The sequence below is a fragment of the Vibrio navarrensis genome (assembly GCF_000764325.1).
In the GTDB taxonomy this organism is placed as follows: Bacteria; Pseudomonadota; Gammaproteobacteria; order Enterobacterales; family Vibrionaceae; genus Vibrio; species Vibrio navarrensis.
Map to the genome: position 1 here is coordinate 88410 of NZ_JMCG01000002.1, position 24257 is coordinate 112666.

Consider the following 24257-nt stretch of genomic DNA (forward strand, 5'->3'; position numbering starts at 1 on the left):
ATAACCCGGGCTCGCCCGGGTTATTTCTATACGCAATTCTCTATCTCTATTAGCGCAGACGATTAATGCTCATCAGCAACAAGAAATAACTGCCACCCAGAATCGCGACTAACGTGCCTGCGGCAATCTGGTTGGGATAGAGCGCGATCTGCCCCAGCCAATCGGCCCAGATCATTAGCGCCGCGCCAATCACACCGCCCAGCGCCATTTGCTGCTTGCTCCCTCTCGCCCCCAGCATCATTGCCATATGCGGCGCAATCAAACCGACAAACGCCACCGGTCCCATGGTTGCGGTGCTGAGCGCACACAATAGCGCCACTAAGCTGAGTAAGATAACCTGCGCGTGCATCGGTTTCAGGCCGCGCGCTGCTGCGAAATCTCGGCCAATCGACATTAAGGTGAGCCAGCGAGAAAGGGTTAAGGCCAGTGACGACAACAGCGCCACATCCAAGATTAGTGCGCTTGCCTGCGCCGCACTGACGCGATAAGTCGACCCAGCAAGCCACAATAAAATCTTGTAGCTGTCACCACTGCCCTTTGCCAGCGCAAATTGCACCAGCGCTTGCAAAAGTGCCGTCAAAGCGATGCCAATCAAAATGATGCTTGGGGGGGAGAACTGGTGGCGTTTACCGAGTAGCAACAAAATAAGCAGCACAGCTGCGCTGCCGGCAAACGCGACTTGCCAATCGGCGATCAGCAGCGTCGAGCCAAAAAACAGCGATAACACCACCAGCGCAAAAGTTGCCCCGGCGGAAACCCCTAAAATATCCGGGCTAGCGAGCGGGTTATGAATCACTCGTTGCAGTAACGTCCCTGCTATCGCCAAAGCGACGCCGACACACAGCGCCGTCGCCATTCTTGGCCAGCGCAGTTGCCACTGATACTCCCCAGGTAATCCCCAACTTAGCGAACCTTGTTGATATGAGAGCAAGCTGTAAACCGCAATCGCCAATAGCAAGAGTATGGCACTGAGCAGCATGGTCGCGGGAGTGAGCTGGCGGCGTTGACTGGCAAAAGAGAGCGGCATTTGATCTTGCGCGCTCAGTTTGCGCCGGCTAAACCACAGCAGAGCCGGTGCACCGATCGCCGCGGCGGTCACCCCGCTTGGAATCACTTGCTCGCTCCACATCGCCAGCAACATCGACAGTGAGTCGGTCAAAAGAAGCAGTATTGCTCCAAGCAGTAGGCTGCAATAAAGCTCTTGCTTCGCGGTGCGTGCTCCGAGGTAACGGGCAATGTTGGGCGTAAGCAAACCAATAAAACTGATCACCCCGACAGCGGTGATCGACGCTGACACCAGCCAGATCCCGACAACAAGCAGCAAGAAGAAACTCGGTAGCACAGACAAACCTCGCGCAGCTGCGCCTTCATGGCCAAGTCGCATCAGAGTCAGTATCCGCGGCGCCAACAACAGCAGTAACAGCGCGGGTAGCAATCTCGGCCACAGCCATTGCACCCAATCCCAACCATATTGCACTAAATCGCCCGCGCCCCACATAAACACATTTTGCGCAAACTGGGCGTTAAGAATAATCAACGCGGTCGCTAGCGAACCAAGCAATATGTTGATCACCATGCCAGAGATGACCAGCGGCAGTCCGGTTAAGTTACGCATTCCAGCAATGATGATAATCAAGGCGAAGGCGACCAGAGCACCGACCATAGCGGCTAAAGCGCTGTAATCCGCCACCCAATCGACAAACCAAATGTTGATCACCACCAGCGCCAGCCATGCGCCGGATGAAGTGCCCATGGTCAGCGGTGACGTCAGAGGGTTTTGCGTGAGTTGCTGCATTAAGCTGCCTACCAACCCAAGTGAGGCACCCACCAATAACGTTATTACCAAGCGGGGCAATTGTGCATAGACAAAAAACACATCGGCAAAGGCTTGCGCCTTTTGTGGTTGCCACAAGAGTTGCCATTGGCTGCTGAGCGAAAGCGACGTATCGATTTGCACACTCATTAGGGCGCTTAACAGCAGCAAAAAGCAAAGTAGCGACCATGCGGGTATTTTGCTCATTTGGGCTCCTTCGCTAGCTCAAGTAGACTCTCAGTGATCGCCTCGGCGGTCGATTGCAGCGACAGCACGCCGCCATAACTCCACACCGAGCGCACCCCGTTGACTCGCCCCTGCTGAGCCGCTGGTAAGGCATTCCACAGTACAGCATCCCGCAGATTTTTCTCTTGCGGAAATGGGCGAATGTAAAGCACGTAAGCCGAAGTCAGCTGTTGTAAAACATTGATACGCTTTTGGCTCACTCCCCAAGGCTGCGCAGGGAGCACGAGCGGGTTAATCAGCCCCAATCGCTGTAACACATATTGATTGATCGAGTTTTCGCTCGAAAGCAGTAGCGTATTGAGGTTGGAAAAGCGTATCACCACCACTTCTGGGGGCTCAGTAAACGTATTGCGCAGTTGTGCGGAGAGCTGTGCAAAACGCACGTCTAACGCGTCGAGTCTCTGCTGTGCCCGCTCACTTTTACCAAACAATGTGCCTAAGGTTTTTAACTGTTCGATGACGACCTCAGCGGCACTGTCCTGTTTAGCGAAATTGGGCAGATAGACCACAGGTGCGATGGAGGCCAACACGGGCAAGAGATCGCGCTGCTGCGCACTGGCAAGGATCACATCCGGTTTAAGCGCTGCGATTGTTTCCAGATTGGGCTCGGCGCGCGTACCGAGATCTTGCATCGAGTCTGGTGCTGGCGGGTTCGCGACCCACTGCTGATAGCTGGCAAGGTTTGGCGCGGCCAGTGGCAGCACGTCAAGTGCCAACACTTGTTCCAGCAGATCCCAATCCAGTACCACCACTCGCTCTGGCACCCGGGCAAACTGTTTGTCTCCTTGCCCATCACGAATTTGGATTGCCGCTTGGCTCGTGGTTGAAAAAAGCAGCCATGCCAACAGCGCTATCGAAACAAAATAAGCAGAGCGAGGGTTCAAGCGCATACCACCGCCACCTTACGCGCAGAGCCCGTTTGCGTTTCATCAGGATGGTCGATCAAACGAATACGAGTTTGATATAGATCGGACAATCGCTGCTCGTCGAGCAACAAATTTGCTGGGCCTTCAAAGGCAATCTGTCCTTTTTTCAGCGCCACAATGTGAGTGGCATAGCGCAAGGCGAGGTTGAGATCGTGCAAGATGACAATCACGCCCACACCCTGAGTGTGATTTAACTCAGCCAGCAGAGACATCAGTTGGTATTGATGATGGATATCCAGCGCCGAGGTCGGTTCATCGAGGATCAGCAGTGGCGATTGCTGAGCCAGTAACATCGCCACCCAAGCGCGTTGACGCTCGCCGCCCGAGAGATCGTCAGCCAACGTATCAGCGAACGGTATCACCCCGGTTTTTTCCATCGCTTGGTTAACCACCATTTCGTCTTGCGCTTGCCAACGGCCAAGCGCGCCACGCCATGGAAATCGCCCTAGCTTGACCAGCTCTTTCACCGTCAAGCCAGCCGAAACAGGCAACTTTTGTGGCAAAAACGCCACCTGTTTGGCGAAGTCCTTCGCACTAAAACGGCTCACTTCTTGTTGGTGCAATTGCACCGAACCAGTGTCTGGCTTTTGTTGGCCAGCCAGCAGGCTTACTAAGGTGGACTTACCTGAGCCGTTATGCCCCAACACCACGGTCAAAGCTTGGCTGGGAATATTTAAGGAATCGAAAGCAAGAATGGTTCGCCCACCGCGAACCATAGATATATCTGAAAGAGCGTACATACAAACTCATCTTTGTTAATAGCTCACCCTCCATGCAGAGGGTGAGCTAGGCCTTACCAGCGGTAGTTGGCGCTGAGAACCACAGAGCGTGACTGGCCAAAGTAGCAGTAGTAGTCACAACCTGAGATGTACTCTTTATCCAGCAGGTTGTTGATATTCAATTGCGCTTGCCAATTGGCCGAGAGCTCATAGCTAGCCGCCAAATCTATCAAGGTCGCACTCGGCACGGTTAAGTTACTACTAACAGGGTTATCTTTACTTTCACCGATATAGCGAACGCCGCTACCGATGTTCAGTCCATTAATACCGACAAAAGCCGCGTTGTAATCCACCCACAGCGATGCCGAATGTTTAGGGATGAGCGCCACTTGCTGGTGTCCTTTGCCGCCGGTTTCGTCTGTCTTCGCTTCGGTATAGGTATACGCTGCTGAGACTTTAGTGCTGCCACTTACCTGCGCCACCAGCTCAACTTCAACCCCTTCAGAGGTAATTTTCCCAGTTTGAGTTTTCCCCGAAGCGGCTGGATTGGTCACGAGCGCGTTTTTCTGCTCAATATCAAACCACGCTACATTGAGATAACCATCAACAAAGCTTGGCGTGTACTTTACCCCCAACTCGGCTTGCTCGCCTTCCAAAGGTTTGTAAAGCTGTAAGGTCGCTTTATCAATGGTGCTGAGCACTTCAAACGATTGCGAGTAGCTGGCATAAGGCGACAAACCCAAATCCGACAGGTACATTACTCCGGCATTAAGCGACAATTGACTGTCGTTACGAGCATCCTCTTCCTTGCCTTTTTTGCTTTGGTTCTCAGTTGAAACCCAATCCTGACGAGCACCAAGCAGGCCTATCCAACGCTGCTCCCATTTCATCTGATACTGGGAGTAGAGGCTTAGCTGTGATTTCTCGATGCGACGGTCAATATTCTTGGTCGCGTCCAGTGGCGTGTAATTGCCGTAGACTGGGTTCCATGGATTGATGCGACTAAAGCTGTAGTACTCTTGCTCTTCACCTCTGTTTTTGTGGTATTGCAATTCAACACCAGCGAGTAAGGTTTGCTCGCTACGTGCACCAAACCAATTGGCCAGCGCTTTGTTGTCGAGAAAGAAGCTTTGGTTGTCGCCATCGCGAAACACCACACCACGACCAAGCTCGGTTGCACTCGGATCGGCATTGGGGAATGCATAGGTGCTACGCAAAAACAGTTCGTTGTAGCCGTAGTTAAAGTTCTGCGACAACGTCCAGAGATCATTCAGCTCATGCTCAAGCAAATAACCAACGGAAATTTGCGTGCGTTGGTATTGATCGTAATCAGGCTCGCCAAGATTGGTTGATGGATCAATGCTACCCAGATCGGCGTTTTTTAACGTTCCTGCAACGGGAAAGAAACCATTGGTTGGCACACCGTCGTCATGCAGATAGGTCGCCATCAGAGTCAGCATAGTGCTGTCAGAAAGATCAATTTCCAAACTCGGCGCCAAATAGAAACGCTCATTCTCACTGCCGTTCAGTTCACCATCGCTGTTTTTGAACAAGCCGACCAAACGGTAACGCATGTTGCCTTGTTGATTGGCGACATCGGAAAGATCAAAAGCAATCGAATGATGGCGGTTGTTCCCCACTTCTAGACGCACTTCACCTTGAGGCGAGTAAGTTGGCTTCTTCTGTATCGCGTTAACCACGCCGCCCGGAGGCGCATCACCAAACAAGATGGCCGAAGGCCCTTTCACCACTTCCACTTGTTGCAAGCCGTATGGTTCAAGCAACCAAGTGTAGTAACCATCGCGAAACAGTCGGCTACCATCAAGGTAGCTCGCGGCATCAAAACCACGCACTTTAAACCAGTCGGTATCATTATCAGAGCCGTACGGCTGCGCGGTGACACCCGCGGTGTAGCGCAAGACTTCATCCAGCTTTTGCGGCGCGCGGGCTTTCAGCGCGTCTTCGTCGATGATCGAAACCGCTTTAGGCGTCTCTTGTGCTGGCGTTTCTATCTTAAGCGCCTGAGCAGTGACCACGATGGTCTCCATCTGCTGTACATCTTGGGCAACCGCACTACAGGTAAACAGTGCTGGGATGGTCGCATAAGACAAAATGCGACCAATGACGCGGGCAAGCGGGGTTAAGCAATTTTTTTCCATGGGGAAACCTTAACAGAATAACAATTGAGAAGTATTAGCATTGGCTTTATTATGTTTTCGCATTCTAATGATAAATTTCATAATTAATAGTACGAATGCGAACTTTTCTCGTTTTAATTTGTTTTAGGTCAAGTAATTCATGTTTCGCTGGTTTGAAAAACTCACTACTCCGTTCCCTATGCAGGAACCCACCCAACCGCCCAAAAGTCTGTTCGCTTTTTGCCGACACTACACCAAAGGATTTGAAAAACCTTTAGTTATTATGTCGTTACTTAGCGCTTGCGTGGCCATCGCTGAAGTCACTTTGATCCGTTACATGGGGCAGTTGGTCGATATCCTCGGCAACCAGTCCAGAGAAACCTTCTGGACAGATCAAACTGAAACGCTGTGGACCATGGCGTTACTGGTTTGTGTGGTGATGCCTTGCCTCGCCTTTTTCCATTCGATGATCATGCACCAGACGCTACTGGGGAACTATCCGATGTCCATTCGCTGGCTGGTTCACCGCTACTTACTCAAGCAGAGCGTGGGCTTTTTTCAGCGTGATTTCGCTGGCCGCGTTGCGACCAAAGTGATGCAAAGCTCTCTGGCGGTGCGAGAAACCGTGATGAAGTTGGTGGACGTGATGGTTTACATCAGCGTCTATTTTGCCTCCATGGTCTGGATGATGGGTGAGTCCGATCAGGTTCTAATGCTACCCATCCTGATTTGGCTTTTGGTCTACATTGCGATTCAGTTTTATTACATTCCACGCATGAAACAAGTGGCGACCGATCAAGCCGATGCCCGTTCGCAAATGACGGGACGTATTGTCGACAGCTACACCAACATTACCACCGTCAAACTGTTCTCCCACTCCGAGCGTGAGCTTGCGTATGCAGAAAACAGCATGCAGCAGTTTTTGCAAACCGTGTATCGTCAAATGCGAATGGTGACTTGCCTACTGTTTAGCGTCGATGCGATCAACTACTTGCTGCTGTTTTCGATTACCGCTCTGTCGATTAACCTCTGGCTTGACGAGGCGGTCACGGTCGGGGTGATTGCGATAGCCATCAGCATCGCGCTGCGTGTGCAGGGAATGTCGAAATGGATCATGTGGGAACTCAGCGCCTTGTTTGAAAACATAGGTACGGTGGTCGACGGCATGAATACCATCTCAAACGAAGTGGAAATTAAAGACGCTCCTCGCGCCACGCCACTGCAAGTGAGTCGCGGTGCCATCGCGTTTAACGCCGTCGACTTTCGCTATAGCGACGAAGTTCGCGTATTTAATCAGCTCAACTTGCAACTTAAGCCCGGAGAAAAGGTCGGCATCGTGGGTCGTTCTGGCGCAGGGAAATCGAGCTTGGTCAATTTGCTGCTGCGTTTTTACGATGTTAATGCAGGGAACATCACCATCGATGATCAAGATATCGCCTTGGTTACTCAAGAGTCATTGCGCCATCAAATCGGCATGATCACGCAAGACACCTCCTTGCTACATCGTACCATCCGAGAAAACATCTTGTACGGCGCACCTGATTCCAGTGAAGAAGCGATGATTGAAGCGGCAAAACAAGCGCACGCTCATGACTTCATTGTTAGCTTGCGAGATGAGCAAGGCCGAGCAGGTTACGATGTGGAAGTGGGTGAACGCGGGGTGAAATTGTCTGGTGGCCAACGTCAGCGCATCGCCATTGCGCGTGTGCTGCTGAAAAATGCCCCGATCCTGATTATGGATGAAGCGACCTCGGCATTGGACTCAGAGGTGGAATCTGCTATTCAGGATAACTTAGAAGTGCTGATGCAAGGCAAAACCGTGATTGCGATTGCCCATCGACTGTCGACGATTGCCGCCATGGACCGCCTGATCGTGATGGACAAAGGCGAGATAGTCGAACAAGGCTCCCATCACGAGCTGCTCGCCAAACAAGGTATTTATGCCCAGCTCTGGGCGCACCAAACGGGTGGATTCCTCGGCGAGAAATAGCGTCTACGCCGTTTTTAAACCACGCGTCGTGTTTTAAATACCGAGCATAAAAAAGCGCCTTTCGGCGCTTTTTCTTTAAAAATCAAGCAATAGAGAAAACCGGTTAAGCGTTTTCTTGTTCGAATGTGCGCATAAAATCCACCAGCGCTTGCACGCCTTCAAGTGGCATGGCGTTGTAAATGGAAGCGCGCATACCACCCGCAACACGGTGACCTTTAAGCGATTTAAGGCCAACGGCATCGGCTTGCTTGAGGAACAATGCGTCTAGCTCTGGCTTCACCATCTGGAACGGCACGTTCATCAACGAGCGGTTTTGCGGATGAATGTTGTTGATGTAGAAGTCCGATTGATCGATGTAGTCATACAGCAGTGCCGCTTTCTCACGGTTGATCTGCTCAATCGCTTTCACGCCGCCTTGCGCTTTAAGCCACTTAAACACCAAACCAGACAAGTACCATGCAAAGGTCGGTGGTGTATTGAACATCGAATCCTGCTCTGCCAGCGTTTTGTAATCCAAAATGCTTGGCAAGACCTGTTTCGCCAGACCGAGTAAATCATCACGGACAATGGCAATCGCGATACCAGATGGGCCGATATTTTTCTGCGCACCAGCGTAAATCACCCCATATTGGGAAACATCGATTTCACGAGACAAAATGGTGGAAGACATGTCCGCCACAATCGGTTTATCGGTAACAGGCAGATCATTGATTTCAATGCCATCGATGGTTTCATTCGGGCAAAAATGCACATAAGCAGCATCTGGATGAATTTTCCACTGCGAAGCAGGCAATACCGCGACTTTGCCATCAATGCTGGTTTTGGCATCGAACACATCCGGCTCACAATATTTCTTCGCTTCTTCTACGGCACTCTGCGCCCAGTAGCCAGCGTCGATATAAGTGGCGGTTTGTGCGTCACCCAGCAAATTGAGCGGCACCGCAGCAAATTGTGCTCGCGCGCCACCCTGACAGAAAAGCACTTTGTAGTTGTCTGGGATGTTGAGCAAATCGCGAAGATCTCGCTCGGACTGTTCCGCCACCGCGACAAATTCTTTACTGCGATGGCTGATTTCCATCACCGACGTGCCTAGCCCTTGCCAATCAAGTAGTTCCTGTTGCGCTTGCTGCATAACCGGTTTTGGTAGTGCTGCTGGACCAGCACTAAAATTAAATACGATGTCCGTATTTTTTTCCATGACGCTCTTTGCTCCTGCTCGATGATATAAAAAACTGCTCAAGTAATAGCATGTTTTTCTTTGACGAAAAACAACAAAAGAGGTCTTACGACCTCTTTTTTTCTTTAAAGCAGATTAATTGGCAATTACTGCATCATCGCGGGCATCAACAAAGAGAACAGCGGGAACGCCTGGCCATTTTCAAACACCAGTTTGCCCTCATTAATATCGGCCTTTAATTGATAACCACCTTCAATTTGTTCTAGGAGATCCATCACCAATAACTCGTCAACGCCTTCTTGGATGAACGGGTATTGTGTAATGAGTTCATTGGAAAAATAGGTGTACAAATCCCCTTGCATTGCCGTAATGATTTTCATCGGATCTTGAGTGATTTTATCTGTTCCTTGAGGAATCTGCAGATGCCATTGATTTTCAAACTTGCCCTCTCCCAACGTCATAGAGAGATTATCGATCGCAATCGCGAAGCCTTTATCAAACAAGGTGTCGATGTGCGGCAAGATTTTCGCGATATCTTCTTCCATCAACACTGGAGAACCGTGATAAATCGCCATCACTTGGTCAAACGCCTGACGATCAAGGTTTTTCAAAGAAAACTCGAGATTCAGATTGTGCGCTTCATTACCGTCAGACATCAGCAATTTGTTGGTTTTGAAGCTGAGTTGGCTTTCCAATCGCTCGCCTTTGGCATCTAACTGAGTGTTGCCGAGGTAGCGACTTTGATACAGGCCAAATACCGGTTGAGCATCCACATCACTGAGTTGTAACTCACCCACTTGAATATCTTGTTTACCCAGCCAGTAGCCGTTTTGTTGTTTTCCTTGCCCTGTCCCCTTGAGATGAGATAAATGCAACTCTTCACCCGATTCAAAATCCACCTGAATCGACGGTACATCAAGCTCGAAACTGAGATCGCCAAGCACTGTTGCTCTGCCATTGACACTCATCGGCGCGGTGGAGACGGAAACACCCTCCACCTCGCTTTGCAAGTTCCAACTGTCCATCGCGATAGTAAAATCGGTATTGCCGTTAAGCTGAGTCGTGGAGGAAATCGTCAGCGGTAGCGTTTCTACACCCAGTAGCGATGATTGCGCATCAAGCGAAGTCAAACCATGAGTAAGGTCAGAGCGCATCTCAAACTCCACCGGTAAGCCGTCAGCTTCAAACTGCTCCGCAATCACTGGATCGATGATGGTATAGCGAGTGGTGACCACAGATGAGAGATAACCACGTTCATAGCTGATAATTTGCGCTTTCAGCGTTTGGCTGTCGAGCTTGGCAATGCCATCTTCAATGATCGATTGACCAATTTGACCAACCGCTAGAGGCCAGCACACCGCCAGAGAGACCGCGCCACCAAGCGCAGCCCATTTTTTTAACGTGTTCATAAAGTCACTTTCAGTGAGAAATTTGCCACAGTCTAACCTATCTGAGTATGGGATAAAACATTGAGATATATCAGGCTATTACCAGTTGCCAGCTTAAGGCTGATAAAACTCAAACTCAGCTCTCAAACCGCTTGTTCACTTCCTGTTAACGTAATGTGGTGTGATTTGCGCCAATCGACGAGGTCAAGGTGAACCGTTACGCCATACTCTGTTTAGATAACAATCCGATTAGTACTGAGCAGTTTCGTCAGGAATTGGCGACGTTTTCTCATAAGTTTGACGTGTTCACCACCGATTCGCTCGAAGAAGCACACAACGCCATTGAATATTTGGAACAAAGCCAGCAGGAAATGGCGCTGGTTATCGCCAGCCACCACGCCGAGCTCAATGGCGTCGATTTCTTGATTGGTCTCGATAAGAATCCACGTACCGAAAGTGCGCGGAAAATTTTGATCAGCGGTTCAAGCGATATCGAGGCGATTTTGACCGCGGTAAACGAAGGTAGGCTCGACCATTGCCTGACCAAACCACTCCCAGACAAAGTCTTGCAGAACACTGTTCAAAAGGAGCTGACGCAATTTATTCTCAAATTTGATAAAGAAGAATTACTCAGTTACAGCGGCGTTTTGGATCAAAATCGCTTGCTGCGTGCGCACATTGATAATCAGATGCGTAGCTATCAAGCCGGATTCATTCATGATTACCATACCCTGTCAGACGTCGAACTCACTGAACGTTTTATTGGCGCGCTGCAAGCCTTCTTTCGCGAAAAAGACGAGACTCGCGCCTGTCGTACTTATTCGGCGGATCATTTACTGACCATCGAAGGCGAAGCCAACAAGTTCCTCTGGTTTATCACCTCGGGCGAGGTGGCGCTCTATAAACGTGACGATATGGGCATGCAGCGGGAAGTGGTCCGTCACGGCAAAGGAAATCTCGTCGGCGGTATGTCCTTCGTGACCGGAGAGAAATCCTTCTCAACTGCGCTGACCTTGTGCAAAACCGAAGTGATCAAGCTGGACCGCAGTGTTTTCTCGCAAGTGATGCAATCCGATTCCAACCTGCTGCCCCTATTTACTAATCTGTTACTGCGTCACTTCAACCGTCGTTTGCAGCGCAGCATCAACACCAAACTGCAACTGCAAAAAACGCTTGAGTCATTGGAATCTGCTCACCAGCAACTGATCGAAAAAGAGAAAATGGCGATGTTGGGTCAACTTGTGGCCGGAGTGGCTCACGAATTGAATAACCCCATCGCTGCCATTTTGCGCGGCATCGAAAACCTCACTCAGAGTCTGGAGTTGGTGCTACAAAGCCGCCATTGTGAAGCACTACAATCGAAAGGGATCAAAGTGCTCGATAACGCCAAGCTGAGTAAGCCGCTCTCCACCGCAACCTTAAGAGAAAAAGCCAATCAGCTTAATTTAGACAACCGTAATCTCGCGCGCAAAATTGTCACTCTTGGCCTAGAGCAAGACAGCGAATTGATAGGCCGAGTAAAACGCTCAGAAACCGGTGTGAAAGAGGTGGAGGTATTAGAAAACTACTTCCAAATTGGTAACGCACTACGTTCTATTGATGTCTGCGCAGCGCGCATTGCCGATATGGTGAAAAGCCTTAAAGGCTACGCCCGCGCCGACGATGAGAGAGTCCATAAAGTCGACATTCACGAAGGCATTGAAGACACCTTAGTGATCTTTGAAAACCGCTTAAAACGACATAAAGTCATCACAGATTATTGCCAGTTGGAACCGATTTACTGCCAACCGATCGCTTTGCAACAGGTTTGGACCAATATGATCTCTAACGCATTGGACGCGATGCCAGATCAAGGTGAGTTAACCATTACCACCAAGTTGAAAACACGCGACGGGAAAAATTATGTCACGGTCGCCTTTTTAGATAATGGCTGTGGTATTCCCGCCCAGCAAAAAGAGGCCATTTTTGAACTGAACTACACCACAAAAAAAGAAGGTAATTTTGGACTCGGCATCGGTTTGTCGATCTGTTTACAAATCATTCACGCGCACAGGGGATGGATAGATGTAGACTCTGTCGTGGATCAATACACCTGCATGACCATTTGGTTACCGCTCGAAGCAGAAGGAACACACCATGAATAGATATCTGATCTTATGCGTTGATGATGAACGAGAAGTTTTGGATAGCGTGCTGCAAGATCTTACCCCTTTTGAAGATCATTTTGTCCTCGAAGGTGCAGAGTCAGTATCTGAGGCGCGCACAGTGATTGAAGAATTCCAAGATGACGATATCGATCTGGCTTTGATCCTGTGTGACCACATTATGCCCGAGCAAACTGGCATCAGCTTTTTGATCGAACTGAGCAATGATGAGCGTACACGCCAAGCGAGAAAAGTACTCTTGACTGGGCAAGCAGGATTAGAAGAGACGGTTGAGGCGGTGAATCATGCCAGCCTAGATTTTTATATTTCAAAGCCTTGGCATGTTGAGGAGCTTCGGTCTGCGATCAAGAAACAGCTCACTCAATTTGTCATTAAGAACGACGATAATCTACTCAGTTGGATTTCTGTGCTCGACGCGGAAGCGATTCTTAACGCGATGGCGGAAAGACGCAGCAGCTTCGGAGAATAATTTTTCTCTTGGAGGTAACTAAACCCGAGCATGAATGTAAGCCTTCTGTTAAAAATGGTACTGTTTTTGCTTAAATATTGGCTAGACGACGAAACTATGGCATTTTTTTATTGGTCACTTGCATGCAAGTTGATTAAGATGTCGCGAATCGATTATCGGGCAAGCTCCTAGGAGCTTCACCAGGAAACAATTCATCTAAAAAGGTTTACCGAAATATGCATAAAACAATTCTAGCCGCAGCTCTGCTGATCACATCTGGCCAGGTTTTGGCAAAAGAAGACTCTAATCGTCCGGAAACCATGAGCAATTTTAGCTACGACTATTTCGAAGCTCGTATTGGCGCTAGCCCGATGACCTTCGGTGCTGGTTTCAGCAAATCGGTGCATCCAAACGCTCATTTGCTCGCTCGCGTTGATTCGGAATTTGAAGGGGATTTCGATGCCGCCGCGGGTTTTGGCTTCCACTCACCAATTAACAACTGGGCCGATCTGACCGGTGCTATGCTGCTACGTGTCGTAGAGCCAGAAGATGCCAGCAGTGCCGACATGGGTATGGAGCTAAACCTTGGTATTCGCCAATGGCTTGGCCCACAACTGGAAGTTGGCGGTAAAGTGGGTTATGTGTCGATTGATGATGACGATAGTTGGATTGGTTCAGCTTACGCACGCTTCCACTCTACTGAGCTTTTCTCTCTTGGTCTTGAAGCACGCATCAACGACTTCTATGATGATCAGTTGATGTTCTCTGCTCGCTTTAAGTTCTAAAACGAAGATCAAAAAACCGAGACATGTGTCTCGGTTTTTTATTTCAAGTTAGATGAATTACTGACAAGCAGAAAGCAGTTGGCGACGACGAGGCTCTTGCAGCAGTTTCCAATGGATACCCTCTACCGCACCGGCGAATTTCCACAGCAGTTTGACATCGACATCATTACCATACGCTTGTCGTACTCGATTAAATACTTCCACGGCACCAAGTTCGATAAACGTCTCCACATCGTCTATGCCCGCTTTCTTCACCATACGCTCCAATGTCAGCTGCATATTCGGCAAATCTCTGAGCCGACGACTGGCGGATGATTTCTGAAAACTACGATGATGAACGGAACACTCAATTGACTTTCTGACCAGACTATCCAGATCTGCATACTGTGCTTCTAACAACGCGCTAATGTCGTAGTAGTTTACCGTTGCAGTCGTCTGCTTTTTTATATGACGATACTTTTCGCATCCTAGTTCTGTCAGTTGTTCATCCAAGCCGTTGCTGCCACGAAGGTAGTAGCAATCGTTGCTGATCAAAGCGAACATCGCATCATCAGCAAATAAACCGATACCACCAAACATAGAACGTTTTTGGAAATCACCAAACTGACTAACATAGTTAAAAAAAGTTTGCTCTGTCATATCCATTGACTCCTAATTCAAAGATTAACCCCGATTAGTTATGTCACCAGATAGCAGCATTGTATTTTTAGCGAATAAAAATTTATAAATTGGCTTAATTAGATTGTAGTAACGAAGCGCCAATGTCCTAAATCATACTTAACGATAAAAAATAAGTCGGGATTCGTGTCACAAATAAAGTATCACGTCTCACAACTGCGTGACTAAATTCACATCTTGGAAAAGTTGCGTGCTATTTTTTTGACGTCAAGTTTTTGTAAGGTCGAAAAAACATCAAACAAACTGCCGCGTTAGGTGCATTTGATTGCGCTTTCTGCACTGGTAGGAGTACACTGTATGAAAGCTCACGTGTTCAGATTACCTATGGAACATCTATCATTTTTTTGGCTGCCCAACAATAAGGATATGCTGGTGCAGGCACTGGAGTCAGAGTTTGCTCAACTTGTAGAGCAATCACTCTCCACGGGCAAAATTGCTCTGCCGTCTATCCCTGATGTTGTCCTTAAAATTCAACAACTGTGTACACAAGAATCGACAGGTATTGTCGACGTTGCGGACTGCTTGCTCGAAGATCCTGGCTTAGCGGCCATTGTCATACGCGTAGCAAACTCGGTCATTTTCAACCGACGTAACATCACCTGTACTGATTTGACCACAGCGGTATCTCGTTTGGGGATATTGCGTGTCAGAGACATAGTTACCGCTCAAGCCATCGAACAGCTTAAACATTCGGTTAATCTCAACAAAGAGTGTAATGCAGTGTTAGTCAACAGCGCTGCGGTTTCACGCGAGTTGGGCGCAACCATGGTTCTGGTGGTGAATGCTTTTAGAAAGCTTGGTGCAGATAAATATGCTCACCTTGAGGCGGAAAAAGCGCTCTTGGTGGGTTTATTGGCGGATATTGGTCTCTTTTGCCTAGTTAATGAATACCACCTGTATCTTGATAAAGGTAATTATCTCGATCACCAGATCGCTCTGCAAATTTTTCAGACACGATGTTCAGCGACCAGTAAGCTGGTATTAGAAAACTGGGGATTTGACCGTGATTTTATTGAAGTGGCATCCAACCACTCTTTTTCTCAAATTCGCCCTGAGGTCAGCTACCTCGATATCGCCCGAATCGCGAATCACTTACTCATGTTCCGTAGCCAAGATGAGCGCATTGAAGATCATGAAGTGGAGTTTAATTTAACGGGTGCTGAAGTGCTGTTTGAGCTAAGTAACCTCAACGACAATGAATTCCAATCGAAGATTAACGACGTGCTAAACGCTAGTGGTTTATAAAATTACCGCCCCTTCGCTCAAGCCCATAAATTCCGAGCTACAAATGAGTAACTGACTGTGAAAAGCCACCAGTTTCTGGTGGTTTATCACGGGTTTGTTCTGTATTCTATGCAAGCGTTCACCTAGCGATGTAGGTTGAGCGTTTGCAAACACATGCTCTACTCATTAGCGTTCGTCCTCAGACAAATCGTATACTGCACACTCTTTGTTGATCGCCATTGTTCAATGGTTTCGAACACAGGCACTGTTTGTCAGACTAATTACGTTGCGTGAAAAAGCTAATTTAGGCCAACGCTCTACATCGAAAAACTATCGAAGGAATCAGGAGTTTTCATGTTGTCAGGGATGCTATTTATTTTTGCTCCGCTTGTTTTCGGCTATTTCATTTCCATTTCGCGTGAAGCAACCTTAGTGACAATTAACAAGGTTACGTCTCAGCTGATTTACGTGATCCTTTCCCTCATGGGACTTAGCCTAGCCGCTTTGGATAACCTAAGCAGTAACTTACAAACGATTCTCCTCTATACCGCCACGTTTTTCTTTTGCTTGGGCATCTGCAATTTGGCGGGCTTACCCTTGATAGACAGACTACTGCCCGTTGTCACAGACAATACACACAAGAAACTGCCACTTTCCGCCATGGCGTTGGAATCGGCCAAACTGATCCTTGTGGTAGGCGGGGGACTCCTAGTTGGTTTGTTGCTGCCTTTTGAGTTGCATTGGGTAGATACCGCTAGCGAGTGGATATTGTTTATCTTGCTGTTTTTTATTGGCATTCAACTGCGTAACAGTGGCCTGACGCTCAAACAAATACTGCTCAATAAACATGGTATGTTGATCGCACTGGTCATTATCGTCACATCTATGCTTGGCGGTCTACTTGCCGGGCACCTTTTAGGCTTGCCCATCTATCAAGCCTTAGCGATGGCTTCTGGATTTGGTTGGTACTCGCTAGCAGGCATACTCATGGGGGACGCTTTTGGTCCCGTCTTTGGTGGAACGTCATTTATGATCGAATTGCTGCGAGAGCTGGTGGCACTAGTGGTTATTCCGCTATTAATTAGGAGCTACCCTTGTACCTCGATCGGTTATGCTGGCGCGACGGCAATGGATTTCACGCTTCCTGTGATTCAGACAACAGGCGGAGTTCGCTGCGTACCAATAGCGATTGTCAGCGGTTTTATACTCAGCCTACTCGTTCCCGTATTAATGTTATTCTTTGTGTCACTTGCTAGCTAGATCGCAGGATGACACGCCCACATTCGTTACAATACGCGCTAAAAATTAAAACATGTGTCAAAAGGAAGAACTATGAAACGTTTCGTTGTCGCTCTTATGCTAGCTTCAACTTCATCTGTTGCACTGGCTGCCGACAGCCAATGTTTAGCCCAAAAATACGACGCTTACATCGATGCTTCTCTGAATTGGTACTCAGATCTTGCCCAACTAACCACGCAGCAATACCCAGAATTGCAAGATGTGAGTGGCTGGTTTCTTGAAGGCCGCCAGCACCATTTCGAGCTCAATCGGGCAGCCGTGCATTACTACCTAAAACACGATGCGAGCCGAGTCGCGACCGACAAATCGATTGAAAACTGGTTGCAACTGGAGCAAAGCGACATTAAACAGCTCGCGAGTCGCAGTGATGAACTAGGTGAAGTTGCTAAACGAACCTTTGAAGATCGCCAAGCGGCAAACCATGAGAAGAATTACGAGCTGCGCTCCGCGTTTGCCGATCTCCTCAGCCATCCGAAAAAGATAGAAGCTGCGCTGAATCGTTACAACGATGCCATCGCTGGTGTCAGTCAGGTTAAGTGTAACTAAATCACAAACAGAACCATTTTATTTCTAGGGCGTGTTTCTTTTCTGCCACCCACCCCGTGGCAAAAGAGAAACACGCCTCAGTGATCGTTGAATAAAAACGGGACTTTGCGGCCATTTTGGTTTAGATTGTCCCGCTCGAACTACTAGTATAATTAAGTCGATTTGTTTATATGGCAATGGAACAAAAAATCGCTGACGTCAGCTTCGAAAGTCTGTTAAAAATCTTTACCATCCCTGAGGGTCCAGATTCCACTTTGACGCAAATCGAAGCAAAGCTCTCACAAAACCTCAATAAATTCCTCGGTGAACACATCGTGGCAGAAGAAAAGCCTTTACGTGAAATCGAGAAAGACTTTTCTTCTGCTAGGATTCCGGAGCAACCCGAATTTGTCTCTGACCATACAGAACATTTGTTGGACACTCTGGTTTCTCATTCGGTGCATACTTCGTCACCCAGTTTTATCGGTCACATGACTTCGGCATTGCCCTATTTTCTGATGCCATTATCGAAGATCATGATCGCTCTGAATCAAAACTTAGTGAAGATTGAAACATCAAAAGCCTTTACGCCTTTAGAGCGTCAAGTGCTCGGTATGCTGCATCGTTTGATCTACGGACAAGACGACGCTTTCTATTCACAGTGGATGCATAGCGCTGAGCACTCACTTGGGGCTTTTTGCTCTGGCGGTACCATCGCCAACATCACCGCCTTGTGGGTAGCAAGAAATAATGCTCTACGAGCCGAGGGTACTTTTCAAGGTGTTGAAAAAGAAGGCTTATTCAAAGCGATGAAACACTACGGATATGAAGGCTTAGCCGTACTTGTTTCAGAGCGTGGACACTATTCACTGAAAAAAGCCGCCGATGTACTTGGTATCGGCCAAAGTGGCCTTGTCGCTATCAAGACCGATGAAAATAACCGTATCTGCCCACAGGCGTTAGAAGAGAAAATTCAAGAGCTCAAATCGCAGCGCATTAAACCGTTTGCAGTCATCGGCGTCGCGGGTACCACAGAAACGGGCAGCGTCGATCCACTGCGCGCCATCGCGCAAGTGTGTCAACGCCATGCTTGCCATTTCCATGTTGATGCCGCTTGGGGCGGTGCGACTTTGATGTCCAATAAATATCGTCATCTGCTTGATGGCGCAGAGCTTGCCGATTCTGTCACTATTGATGCCCACAAACAGCTTTATGTGCCAATGGGCGCGGGCATGGTTCTCTTTAAAGATCCCAACGCGATGAGTTCGATTGAGCACCACGCGCAGTATATCCTGCGTAAAGGCTCGAAGGATCTAGGCAGTCATACGCTCGAAGGGTCACGCTCTGGTATGGCGATGTTGGTTTACGCCAGCATGCACATTATTAGCCGTCCAGGCTATGAACTGCTGATCAATCAAAGCATTGAGAAAGCAAAATATTTTGCTACGTTGATTAAACAGCAAGAAGACTTTGAGCTGATCTCAGAACCAGAGCTTTGCCTGCTAACCTATCGCTACATTCCTGCCAAAGTGAAACAGGCTTTGACGCTGGCTAATGATGAAGAACGTGTTGAGCTTAACGAGTTACTCAACGAACTCACCAAATTTGTACAAAAGCGCCAGCGCGAAACGGGTAAGTCTTTCGTGTCGAGAACCCGATTAAACCCAGCTCAGTGGTCGCGAATGGACACGATCGTCTTTCGTGTGGTGCTCGCTAACCCATTAACTAGCAACGATATCCTCGCTTGTGTTTTGCAACAGCAGCGGCAAATTGTTCAGCAGCAAGCCCCCAACTTGATGGTAGAAATTGGGCGGTTAAGCGACCAGATACTGAGCAAGTCTCACTGAACTCTTCTCCTAGTGAATTACAGCAAAATGAAATTTTCTTTCTCTTTTGCTGTAATTACAAAGTCAATATGCCGTAGAATTTGCCGAAACAGCGTGCGACAACATTCAGTTTTGTAGTTTTAACAAACTTTTGTTTGAGGCCTGTCAAATTCTCACTAAATAGTACGGCTATTTGTTTTAGTCGTATCGCTTATTAGGTTTATACTCTCGCTATGGCGCTGATTGCAGGTTGCCGTCCTAAATATACGTTTTTCCCAAGAATAGTATCATTTGGACTGGTATTATCGGCGAGTTGTTCTCTATACCCTCGTGAACACTATGAATACATTAGAAAAAATTCAAAAAAACCTTGAGAACTTTAGCAAGTCGGAACGCAAAGTCGCTGAAGTGATTATGGCGTCACCGCAAACGGCTATCCACTCAAGTATCGCAACACTGGCAAAAATGGCAGACGTCAGTGAGCCAACGGTCAACCGCTTCTGTCGCAGATTGGATACGAAAGGCTTCCCCGACTTCAAACTCCATTTAGCGCAAAGTTTGGCGAACGGAACGCCTTATGTTAACCGTAATGTCGAGGAAGATGACGGCCCAGACGCCTACACGCACAAGATTTTCGAATCCACCATGGCGTGTCTTGATGTCGCCAAAAACAGTTTGGACCCGATGCAAGTCAACCGCGCGGTGGACCTGCTCACTCAAGCTAAGCGCATCTCCTTCTTTGGCTTAGGCGCATCATCTGCGGTGGCCAAAGACGCACAAAACAAGTTCATTCGTTTCAATATCCCCATTACTTGTTTTGAAGATGTGGTGATGCAGCGTATGAGCTGTATCAATTGCAGCGATAACGATGTGTTTGTGCTGATCTCCCACACAGGTCGCACTAAAAGTTTGGTAGAGATTGCCAACCTTGCACGCGAAAATGGCGCAACCGTCATCGCTATCACGGCAAAAGACTCGCCGTTGGAAAAAGCGGCCTCACTGGCAATTTCTTTAGACGTTCCAGAAGACACTGACGTCTATATGCCGATGGCAAGCCGCGTGGTGCAGATGACCGTGATCGATGTTTTAGCTACTGGTTTCACACTACGTCGCGGCTCGGGCTTTCGCGAAAACCTCAAGCGCGTAAAAGAAGCACTTAAAGACAGTCGATACGACAAGCTATCTCACTTCTAAACATCCCCTTTCAACGGAGCCTTCAGGCTCCGTTTTGTTTAGTTTTCCACGTTATCGCGACTTGGTAAGCTTCGCTGATTTCCTCCCAGCACCTCTATCACGGCGGCATTGATTGGCTGCGCATCTTGTTCTTCACCCCAACCGCAACTGCACACCTGATTAAGAATGTAGATGAGGCGATCTTTGGTTAACGGTAACGGGTTTCCCTTTATCGCGACGGACTTCAAGGCATCTTCCGCTACCTGAGTAAACGAAGTGGCACAGACGCCAAACTGGCTAAGCTGAGGCAACGACAGCTTATCTAAAAGTTCCGACACCCATTCAACTCCCTCTTCTTCATTCGCCTCTGCTCTTCCCGTTACGATGCGCGCGATAGAGCGGTAGCGATACAGCAAGTCACTGCGACCCGCGGTGCGTGCGGCCATAATATTTTCCCGCATCACATGAGGAGCCAAGCGTCCTGTAATTACACTGTGCGGCGCATCTAACTTGCCACCTAATGCCGAAGCTAAACCATGCGCTGCGCCCAATTTAGCATTGGTGATCGCCATACCACCGAGTAAAGCGGCAAAGGCAATGTCAGAGCGCGCTTTGTGATCATCTTGTAAACAAGCGGGTAAAATGGAACTCGTCAATCGCCGCAACCCTTCTTCACATATCATGTCAGTCAGAGGGTTCGGCTCTCCACACACATATGCTTCCATCAAGTGAGTAAAAGCATCCATGGCACCACGGCCCGAAGTATAAGGATCGGTTCCGTAAGTCAGCGTTGGATCAATAATCGCCACATCCGCCAACATGTCTGGGCTGCGTAAGCTCACCTTGACCCTATCTTGGCCTGATTTTAATACCGCGTTGCGGGTCACTTCAGAACCTGTACTTGCTGTTGTCGGAATCGCGATAAAGTGCAATGGATGCGTCTTGAGAGGGACGTTTCGCCCTACCACTTCAACGTAGTCATAGACGTTGCCTAGATTGGGAATAATAGCCGCAAGTGCTTTACCCATATCAATCACACTACCACCACCAATGGCAACCACCATATCGGGTTTGAATTTTCGTCCAAGGACGGCCGTCTCTTCCACCATTGCGATGTAAGGTTCACCAGAGATGGCAACATGTTGATAGCGCATATTCTGTGACTTCAGGTAACCAATGACAGGCTGAGCGCGGGAGATATCTTGCCCTGTCACTAACAGCACGCTGTAACCAAACTGATTAAGCACAGACAATGAGGCTTGCAGGGCTCCCTCGCCAAAGATGATCCTCGTGGCCGTCATAAACTGAAACATAGCGTACATCCTCTTCCTGTCATCACTGTTTTGCAGCGCAAGTTAATGTTGCTCACTGTGCCTTGATTTATCGACAAAATGTTTGATCAAGTGCAACTCGAACCCATTAACCTTGTATTTTGTAAGACTTTTTGCTGTGCCTCACATCGTCTGGTACGTAAATTGTCCAGCAAGTGTTCAATGTGTTTCATCTATCAGAGCGAGAGGCATTTGCCCCTTTATTTCCGCTATCGGATCGGGCATAGTTGCAGCTATCAAAATAAAGGAGAAAGTATATGTTCGTAGTTATCTTTGGTCGTCCGTCTTGTCCTTACTGTGTGCGTGCAAAAGAGCATGCGGAAACCCTGAAAGCCAAACGTGACGATTTCAACTATCGTTATGTAGACATTCACGCTGAAGGCATTTCAAAGGCAGACCTAGAGAAAACTGTTGGTAAGCCGGTTGAAACCGTGCCACAAATTTTCATCGACCAGCAGCACATCGGTGGCTGTGATGACTTCGAAGCTTATGCAAAAGAGCACCTAGGTCTATTTGACTAGTCTCCGCTCATTTTTCTTTAAACCCGCTATGCTGCGGGTTTTTTTATAACGGTTTTTGTTGAAATAGCCAGTGCAAGTCAACTCTTGGCAAAACTGAAAAATTTCTCTTATCTTTTAGCTATATTTGGTTACAATTCCCGTTCTAACCCTGTTCCCTGACCTAACTTTTTAGAGCGACAACGTGAATATAGACGTCGTACTTCTTCTTGAGCAAAATCCGATTCTGCTCATCTTTGTGGTGTTGGCCATCGGCCTCTCTTTTGGCAAAATTCGCTTTGGTAACATGCAGCTTGGCAACTCGATTGGTGTTCTGATCACTTCCTTGATCATGGGCCATCTCGGTTTCTCGTTTAACGCCGAGGCGCTCACCATCGGGTTTATGCTGTTTATCTATTGCGTTGGTATCGAAGCCGGACCCAACTTTTTCGGTATTTTCTTTCGAGATGGCAAACACTATTTGACACTGAGCCTAGTAGTGTTAGTCACGGCGTTAGCAATAGCCTACTTTGCCAGCCATTACATGGGGCTGGATTTTGGTTTGTCCGCCGGCATGATGGCGGGGGCACTCACTGCAACGCCAGTATTGGTAGGGGCGCAGGACGCTCTCAATTCGGGATTAGCAACCATTCCAAGAAACATGGAATTTTCATTGGTGCTGGAAAACCTTTCGGTCGGTTACGCCATGGCCTATCTCGTCGGTTTGGTCAGCATGATCATGTTTGCCAAGTTGCTGCCTAAGTTACAAAAGCAAAATCTGTCTGACTCAGCGCAGCAAATTGCGCAAGAGCGCGGTTTGGGTGGTTCAGGGCGTAAAGTCTATTTGCCGATCATTCGCGCCTATCGAGTCGGCGCGGAACTTATTGACTGGACGGACGGTAAAAATCTGCGTGAACTGGGTATCTACCGCCAGACGGGCTGCTACATCGAACGTATTCGCCGCAACGGTATCCTCGCCCATCCCGATGGTGATGCGATTTTGCAAGAGGGCGATGAGATTGCCTTGGTCGGTTTCCCCGATAGCCATGCACGGCTTGACCCGAGCTTTCGCAACGGCAAAGAGGTTTTCGACCGAAACCTGCTGGATTTGCGTATCGTAGAAGAAGAGATCGTGGTAAAAAGCGATGCGATTGCCGGCAAGCGTCTGTCCGATCTTAATCTTTCAGAATATGGCTGTTTTCTTAACCGCGTAGTACGTGCACAGATCGAAATGCCCATGGATCTTGATATCGTGCTAGCCAAAGGCGACGTATTGCAAGTCAGTGGTGAAAAGAGCCGTGTTCATGGCCTAGCTGAGCGCATCGGTTTTATCTCGATCCACAGTCAAATGGCCGACCTGCTCGCTTTCTGCAGTTTCTTCATTCTCGGCATTATGTTCGGCTTAGTCACCATGACATTCGGCCAAGTCTCCTTCAGTTTGGGCAATGCGGTCGGCTTGTTGCTCTCTGGGATCTCGCTGGGCTTTTTGCGGGCAAACCACCCTACCTTTGGCTACGTGCCACAAGGGGCACTAAACATGGTCAAAGACTTGGGGCTGATGATTTTTATGGTGGGGATCGGCCTTAGCGCAGGTGGTAAGATGTTCGACCATCTGGCCCTCGTTGGACCGAAAATCATTGGCATCGCCTTCTTGGTCAGTGTCGTGCCTGTGGTTTTTGCCTACCTTGTTGGTGCCTACATCCTTAAGATGAACCGCGCGTTACTATTTGGTGCCATCATTGGTGCTCGTACCTGTGCACCCGCCATGGACATCGTGAATGACTATGCTAAGTCAACCATTCCTGCCCTTGGTTATGCCGGCACATACGCTATCGCCAATATTTTGATGACGTTGGCGGGTACGATATTGATTATTCTTAGCTAGCACCAGCCATCACAAGTAAACAAA

The 24257-nt window shown here is 48.4% G+C and carries 19 protein-coding genes; 11 read left to right on the plus strand and 8 right to left on the minus strand.

The genetic code is table 11. From position 1 onward, the window contains the following. Window positions 1-49: 49 nt before the first annotated feature. Genes fhuB through EA26_RS14800 form a run of 4 tightly spaced genes read right to left on the minus strand, consistent with a single transcriptional unit; the run spans window position 50 to window position 5863 of the window. Window positions 50-2020, minus strand: coding sequence for a Fe(3+)-hydroxamate ABC transporter permease FhuB (gene fhuB, locus EA26_RS14785; protein WP_039429486.1), 1971 nt, complete (start codon window positions 2018-2020; stop codon window positions 50-52). After that, a complete protein-coding gene (locus EA26_RS14790) occupies window positions 2017-2949 on the minus strand; it encodes an iron-siderophore ABC transporter substrate-binding protein (RefSeq protein ID WP_052079799.1) in 933 nt (310 codons plus the stop codon). The genes fhuB and EA26_RS14790 overlap by 4 nt, the downstream gene beginning before the upstream one ends. Then, window positions 2940-3725 carry an ABC transporter ATP-binding protein gene (locus EA26_RS14795; RefSeq protein ID WP_039429488.1) on the minus strand — a complete coding sequence of 262 codons (786 nt, stop codon included), beginning with the start codon at window positions 3723-3725 and terminating at the stop codon, window positions 2940-2942. Before EA26_RS14795 ends, EA26_RS14790 begins: the two co-directional genes overlap by 10 nt. Before the next feature lie 53 nt (window positions 3726-3778). Further along, entirely contained in the window at window positions 3779-5863 is a 2085-nt protein-coding gene (locus tag EA26_RS14800; RefSeq protein WP_039429491.1) for a TonB-dependent siderophore receptor, read from the minus strand. A gap of 139 nt (window positions 5864-6002) precedes the next feature. Here EA26_RS14800 and EA26_RS14805 point away from each other — a divergent pair, with 139 nt between their 5' ends. Beyond that, entirely contained in the window at window positions 6003-7832 is a 1830-nt protein-coding gene (locus EA26_RS14805) for an ABC transporter ATP-binding protein (RefSeq protein WP_039429494.1), read from the plus strand. Between the two features lie 103 nt (window positions 7833-7935). On the opposite strand, the gene serC is transcribed toward EA26_RS14805, so the two are convergent. Together serC and EA26_RS14815 are read right to left on the minus strand one after the other, a co-directional pair. Beyond that, the gene (gene serC / locus EA26_RS14810; protein WP_039429496.1) at window positions 7936-9030 is read right to left on the minus strand and encodes a 3-phosphoserine/phosphohydroxythreonine transaminase; all 1095 of its coding nucleotides are present in this window, start codon (window positions 9028-9030) and stop codon (window positions 7936-7938) included. A gap of 125 nt (window positions 9031-9155) precedes the next feature. Further along, complete coding sequence (locus tag EA26_RS14815) at window positions 9156-10418, minus strand: DUF945 family protein (protein ID WP_039429498.1); 1263 nt, start codon at window positions 10416-10418, stop codon at window positions 9156-9158. A gap of 188 nt (window positions 10419-10606) precedes the next feature. On the opposite strand from EA26_RS14815, the gene EA26_RS14820 reads away from it, so the two are divergent. From EA26_RS14820 to EA26_RS14830, 3 genes are all read left to right on the plus strand, one after another. Further along, window positions 10607-12541, plus strand: coding sequence for an ATP-binding protein (locus EA26_RS14820; protein WP_039429501.1), 1935 nt, complete (start codon window positions 10607-10609; stop codon window positions 12539-12541). After that, the gene (locus EA26_RS14825) at window positions 12534-13031 is read left to right on the plus strand and encodes a response regulator (RefSeq protein ID WP_039429504.1); all 498 of its coding nucleotides are present in this window, start codon (window positions 12534-12536) and stop codon (window positions 13029-13031) included. The genes EA26_RS14820 and EA26_RS14825 overlap by 8 nt, the downstream gene beginning before the upstream one ends. Window positions 13032-13246: 215 nt before the next feature. Then, window positions 13247-13795, plus strand: a complete 549-nt coding sequence (locus tag EA26_RS14830) for a hypothetical protein (protein ID WP_039429505.1) — start codon at window positions 13247-13249, stop codon at window positions 13793-13795. 57 nt (window positions 13796-13852) lie between these two features. Here EA26_RS14830 and EA26_RS14835 read toward each other — a convergent pair whose 3' ends face one another. Further along, a complete protein-coding gene (locus EA26_RS14835) occupies window positions 13853-14440 on the minus strand; it encodes a TfoX/Sxy family DNA transformation protein (protein ID WP_039429508.1) in 588 nt (195 codons plus the stop codon). Window positions 14441-14797: 357 nt separating this feature from the next. On the opposite strand from EA26_RS14835, the gene EA26_RS14840 reads away from it, so the two are divergent. The 5 genes from EA26_RS14840 (at window position 14798) to EA26_RS14860 (ending at window position 20541) form a co-directional block, all read left to right on the plus strand. Further along, on the plus strand, window positions 14798-15718 hold the full coding sequence (locus EA26_RS14840) for an HDOD domain-containing protein (RefSeq protein ID WP_039431562.1): 921 nt from the start codon (window positions 14798-14800) through the stop codon (window positions 15716-15718). 333 nt (window positions 15719-16051) lie between these two features. Beyond that, entirely contained in the window at window positions 16052-16957 is a 906-nt protein-coding gene (locus tag EA26_RS14845) for a LysO family transporter (RefSeq protein WP_039429509.1), read from the plus strand. A 72-nt stretch (window positions 16958-17029) separates the two neighbouring features. Then, a complete protein-coding gene (locus EA26_RS14850; protein WP_039429511.1) occupies window positions 17030-17542 on the plus strand; it encodes a hypothetical protein in 513 nt (170 codons plus the stop codon). Window positions 17543-17712: 170 nt separating this feature from the next. Continuing rightward, window positions 17713-19368, plus strand: a complete 1656-nt coding sequence (panP, locus tag EA26_RS14855) for a pyridoxal-dependent aspartate 1-decarboxylase PanP (protein WP_039429513.1) — start codon at window positions 17713-17715, stop codon at window positions 19366-19368. A 318-nt stretch (window positions 19369-19686) separates the two neighbouring features. Beyond that, on the plus strand, window positions 19687-20541 hold the full coding sequence (locus EA26_RS14860) for a MurR/RpiR family transcriptional regulator (RefSeq protein ID WP_039429516.1): 855 nt from the start codon (window positions 19687-19689) through the stop codon (window positions 20539-20541). Window positions 20542-20579: 38 nt separating this feature from the next. Here EA26_RS14860 and EA26_RS14865 read toward each other — a convergent pair whose 3' ends face one another. Next, entirely contained in the window at window positions 20580-21833 is a 1254-nt protein-coding gene (locus tag EA26_RS14865; RefSeq protein ID WP_039431565.1) for an iron-containing alcohol dehydrogenase, read from the minus strand. A gap of 275 nt (window positions 21834-22108) precedes the next feature. On the opposite strand from EA26_RS14865, the gene EA26_RS14870 reads away from it, so the two are divergent. Both EA26_RS14870 and EA26_RS14875 read left to right on the plus strand, forming a co-directional pair. Next, window positions 22109-22372: a GrxA family glutaredoxin gene (locus EA26_RS14870; RefSeq protein WP_039429518.1), complete on the plus strand. Its 264-nt coding sequence runs from the start codon at window positions 22109-22111 to the stop codon at window positions 22370-22372. 181 nt (window positions 22373-22553) lie between these two features. Next, window positions 22554-24233 (plus strand): aspartate:alanine antiporter, encoded by a 1680-nt coding sequence (locus EA26_RS14875; RefSeq protein ID WP_039429521.1) that lies wholly within the window; start codon window positions 22554-22556, stop codon window positions 24231-24233. Window positions 24234-24257: the final 24 nt, after the last annotated feature.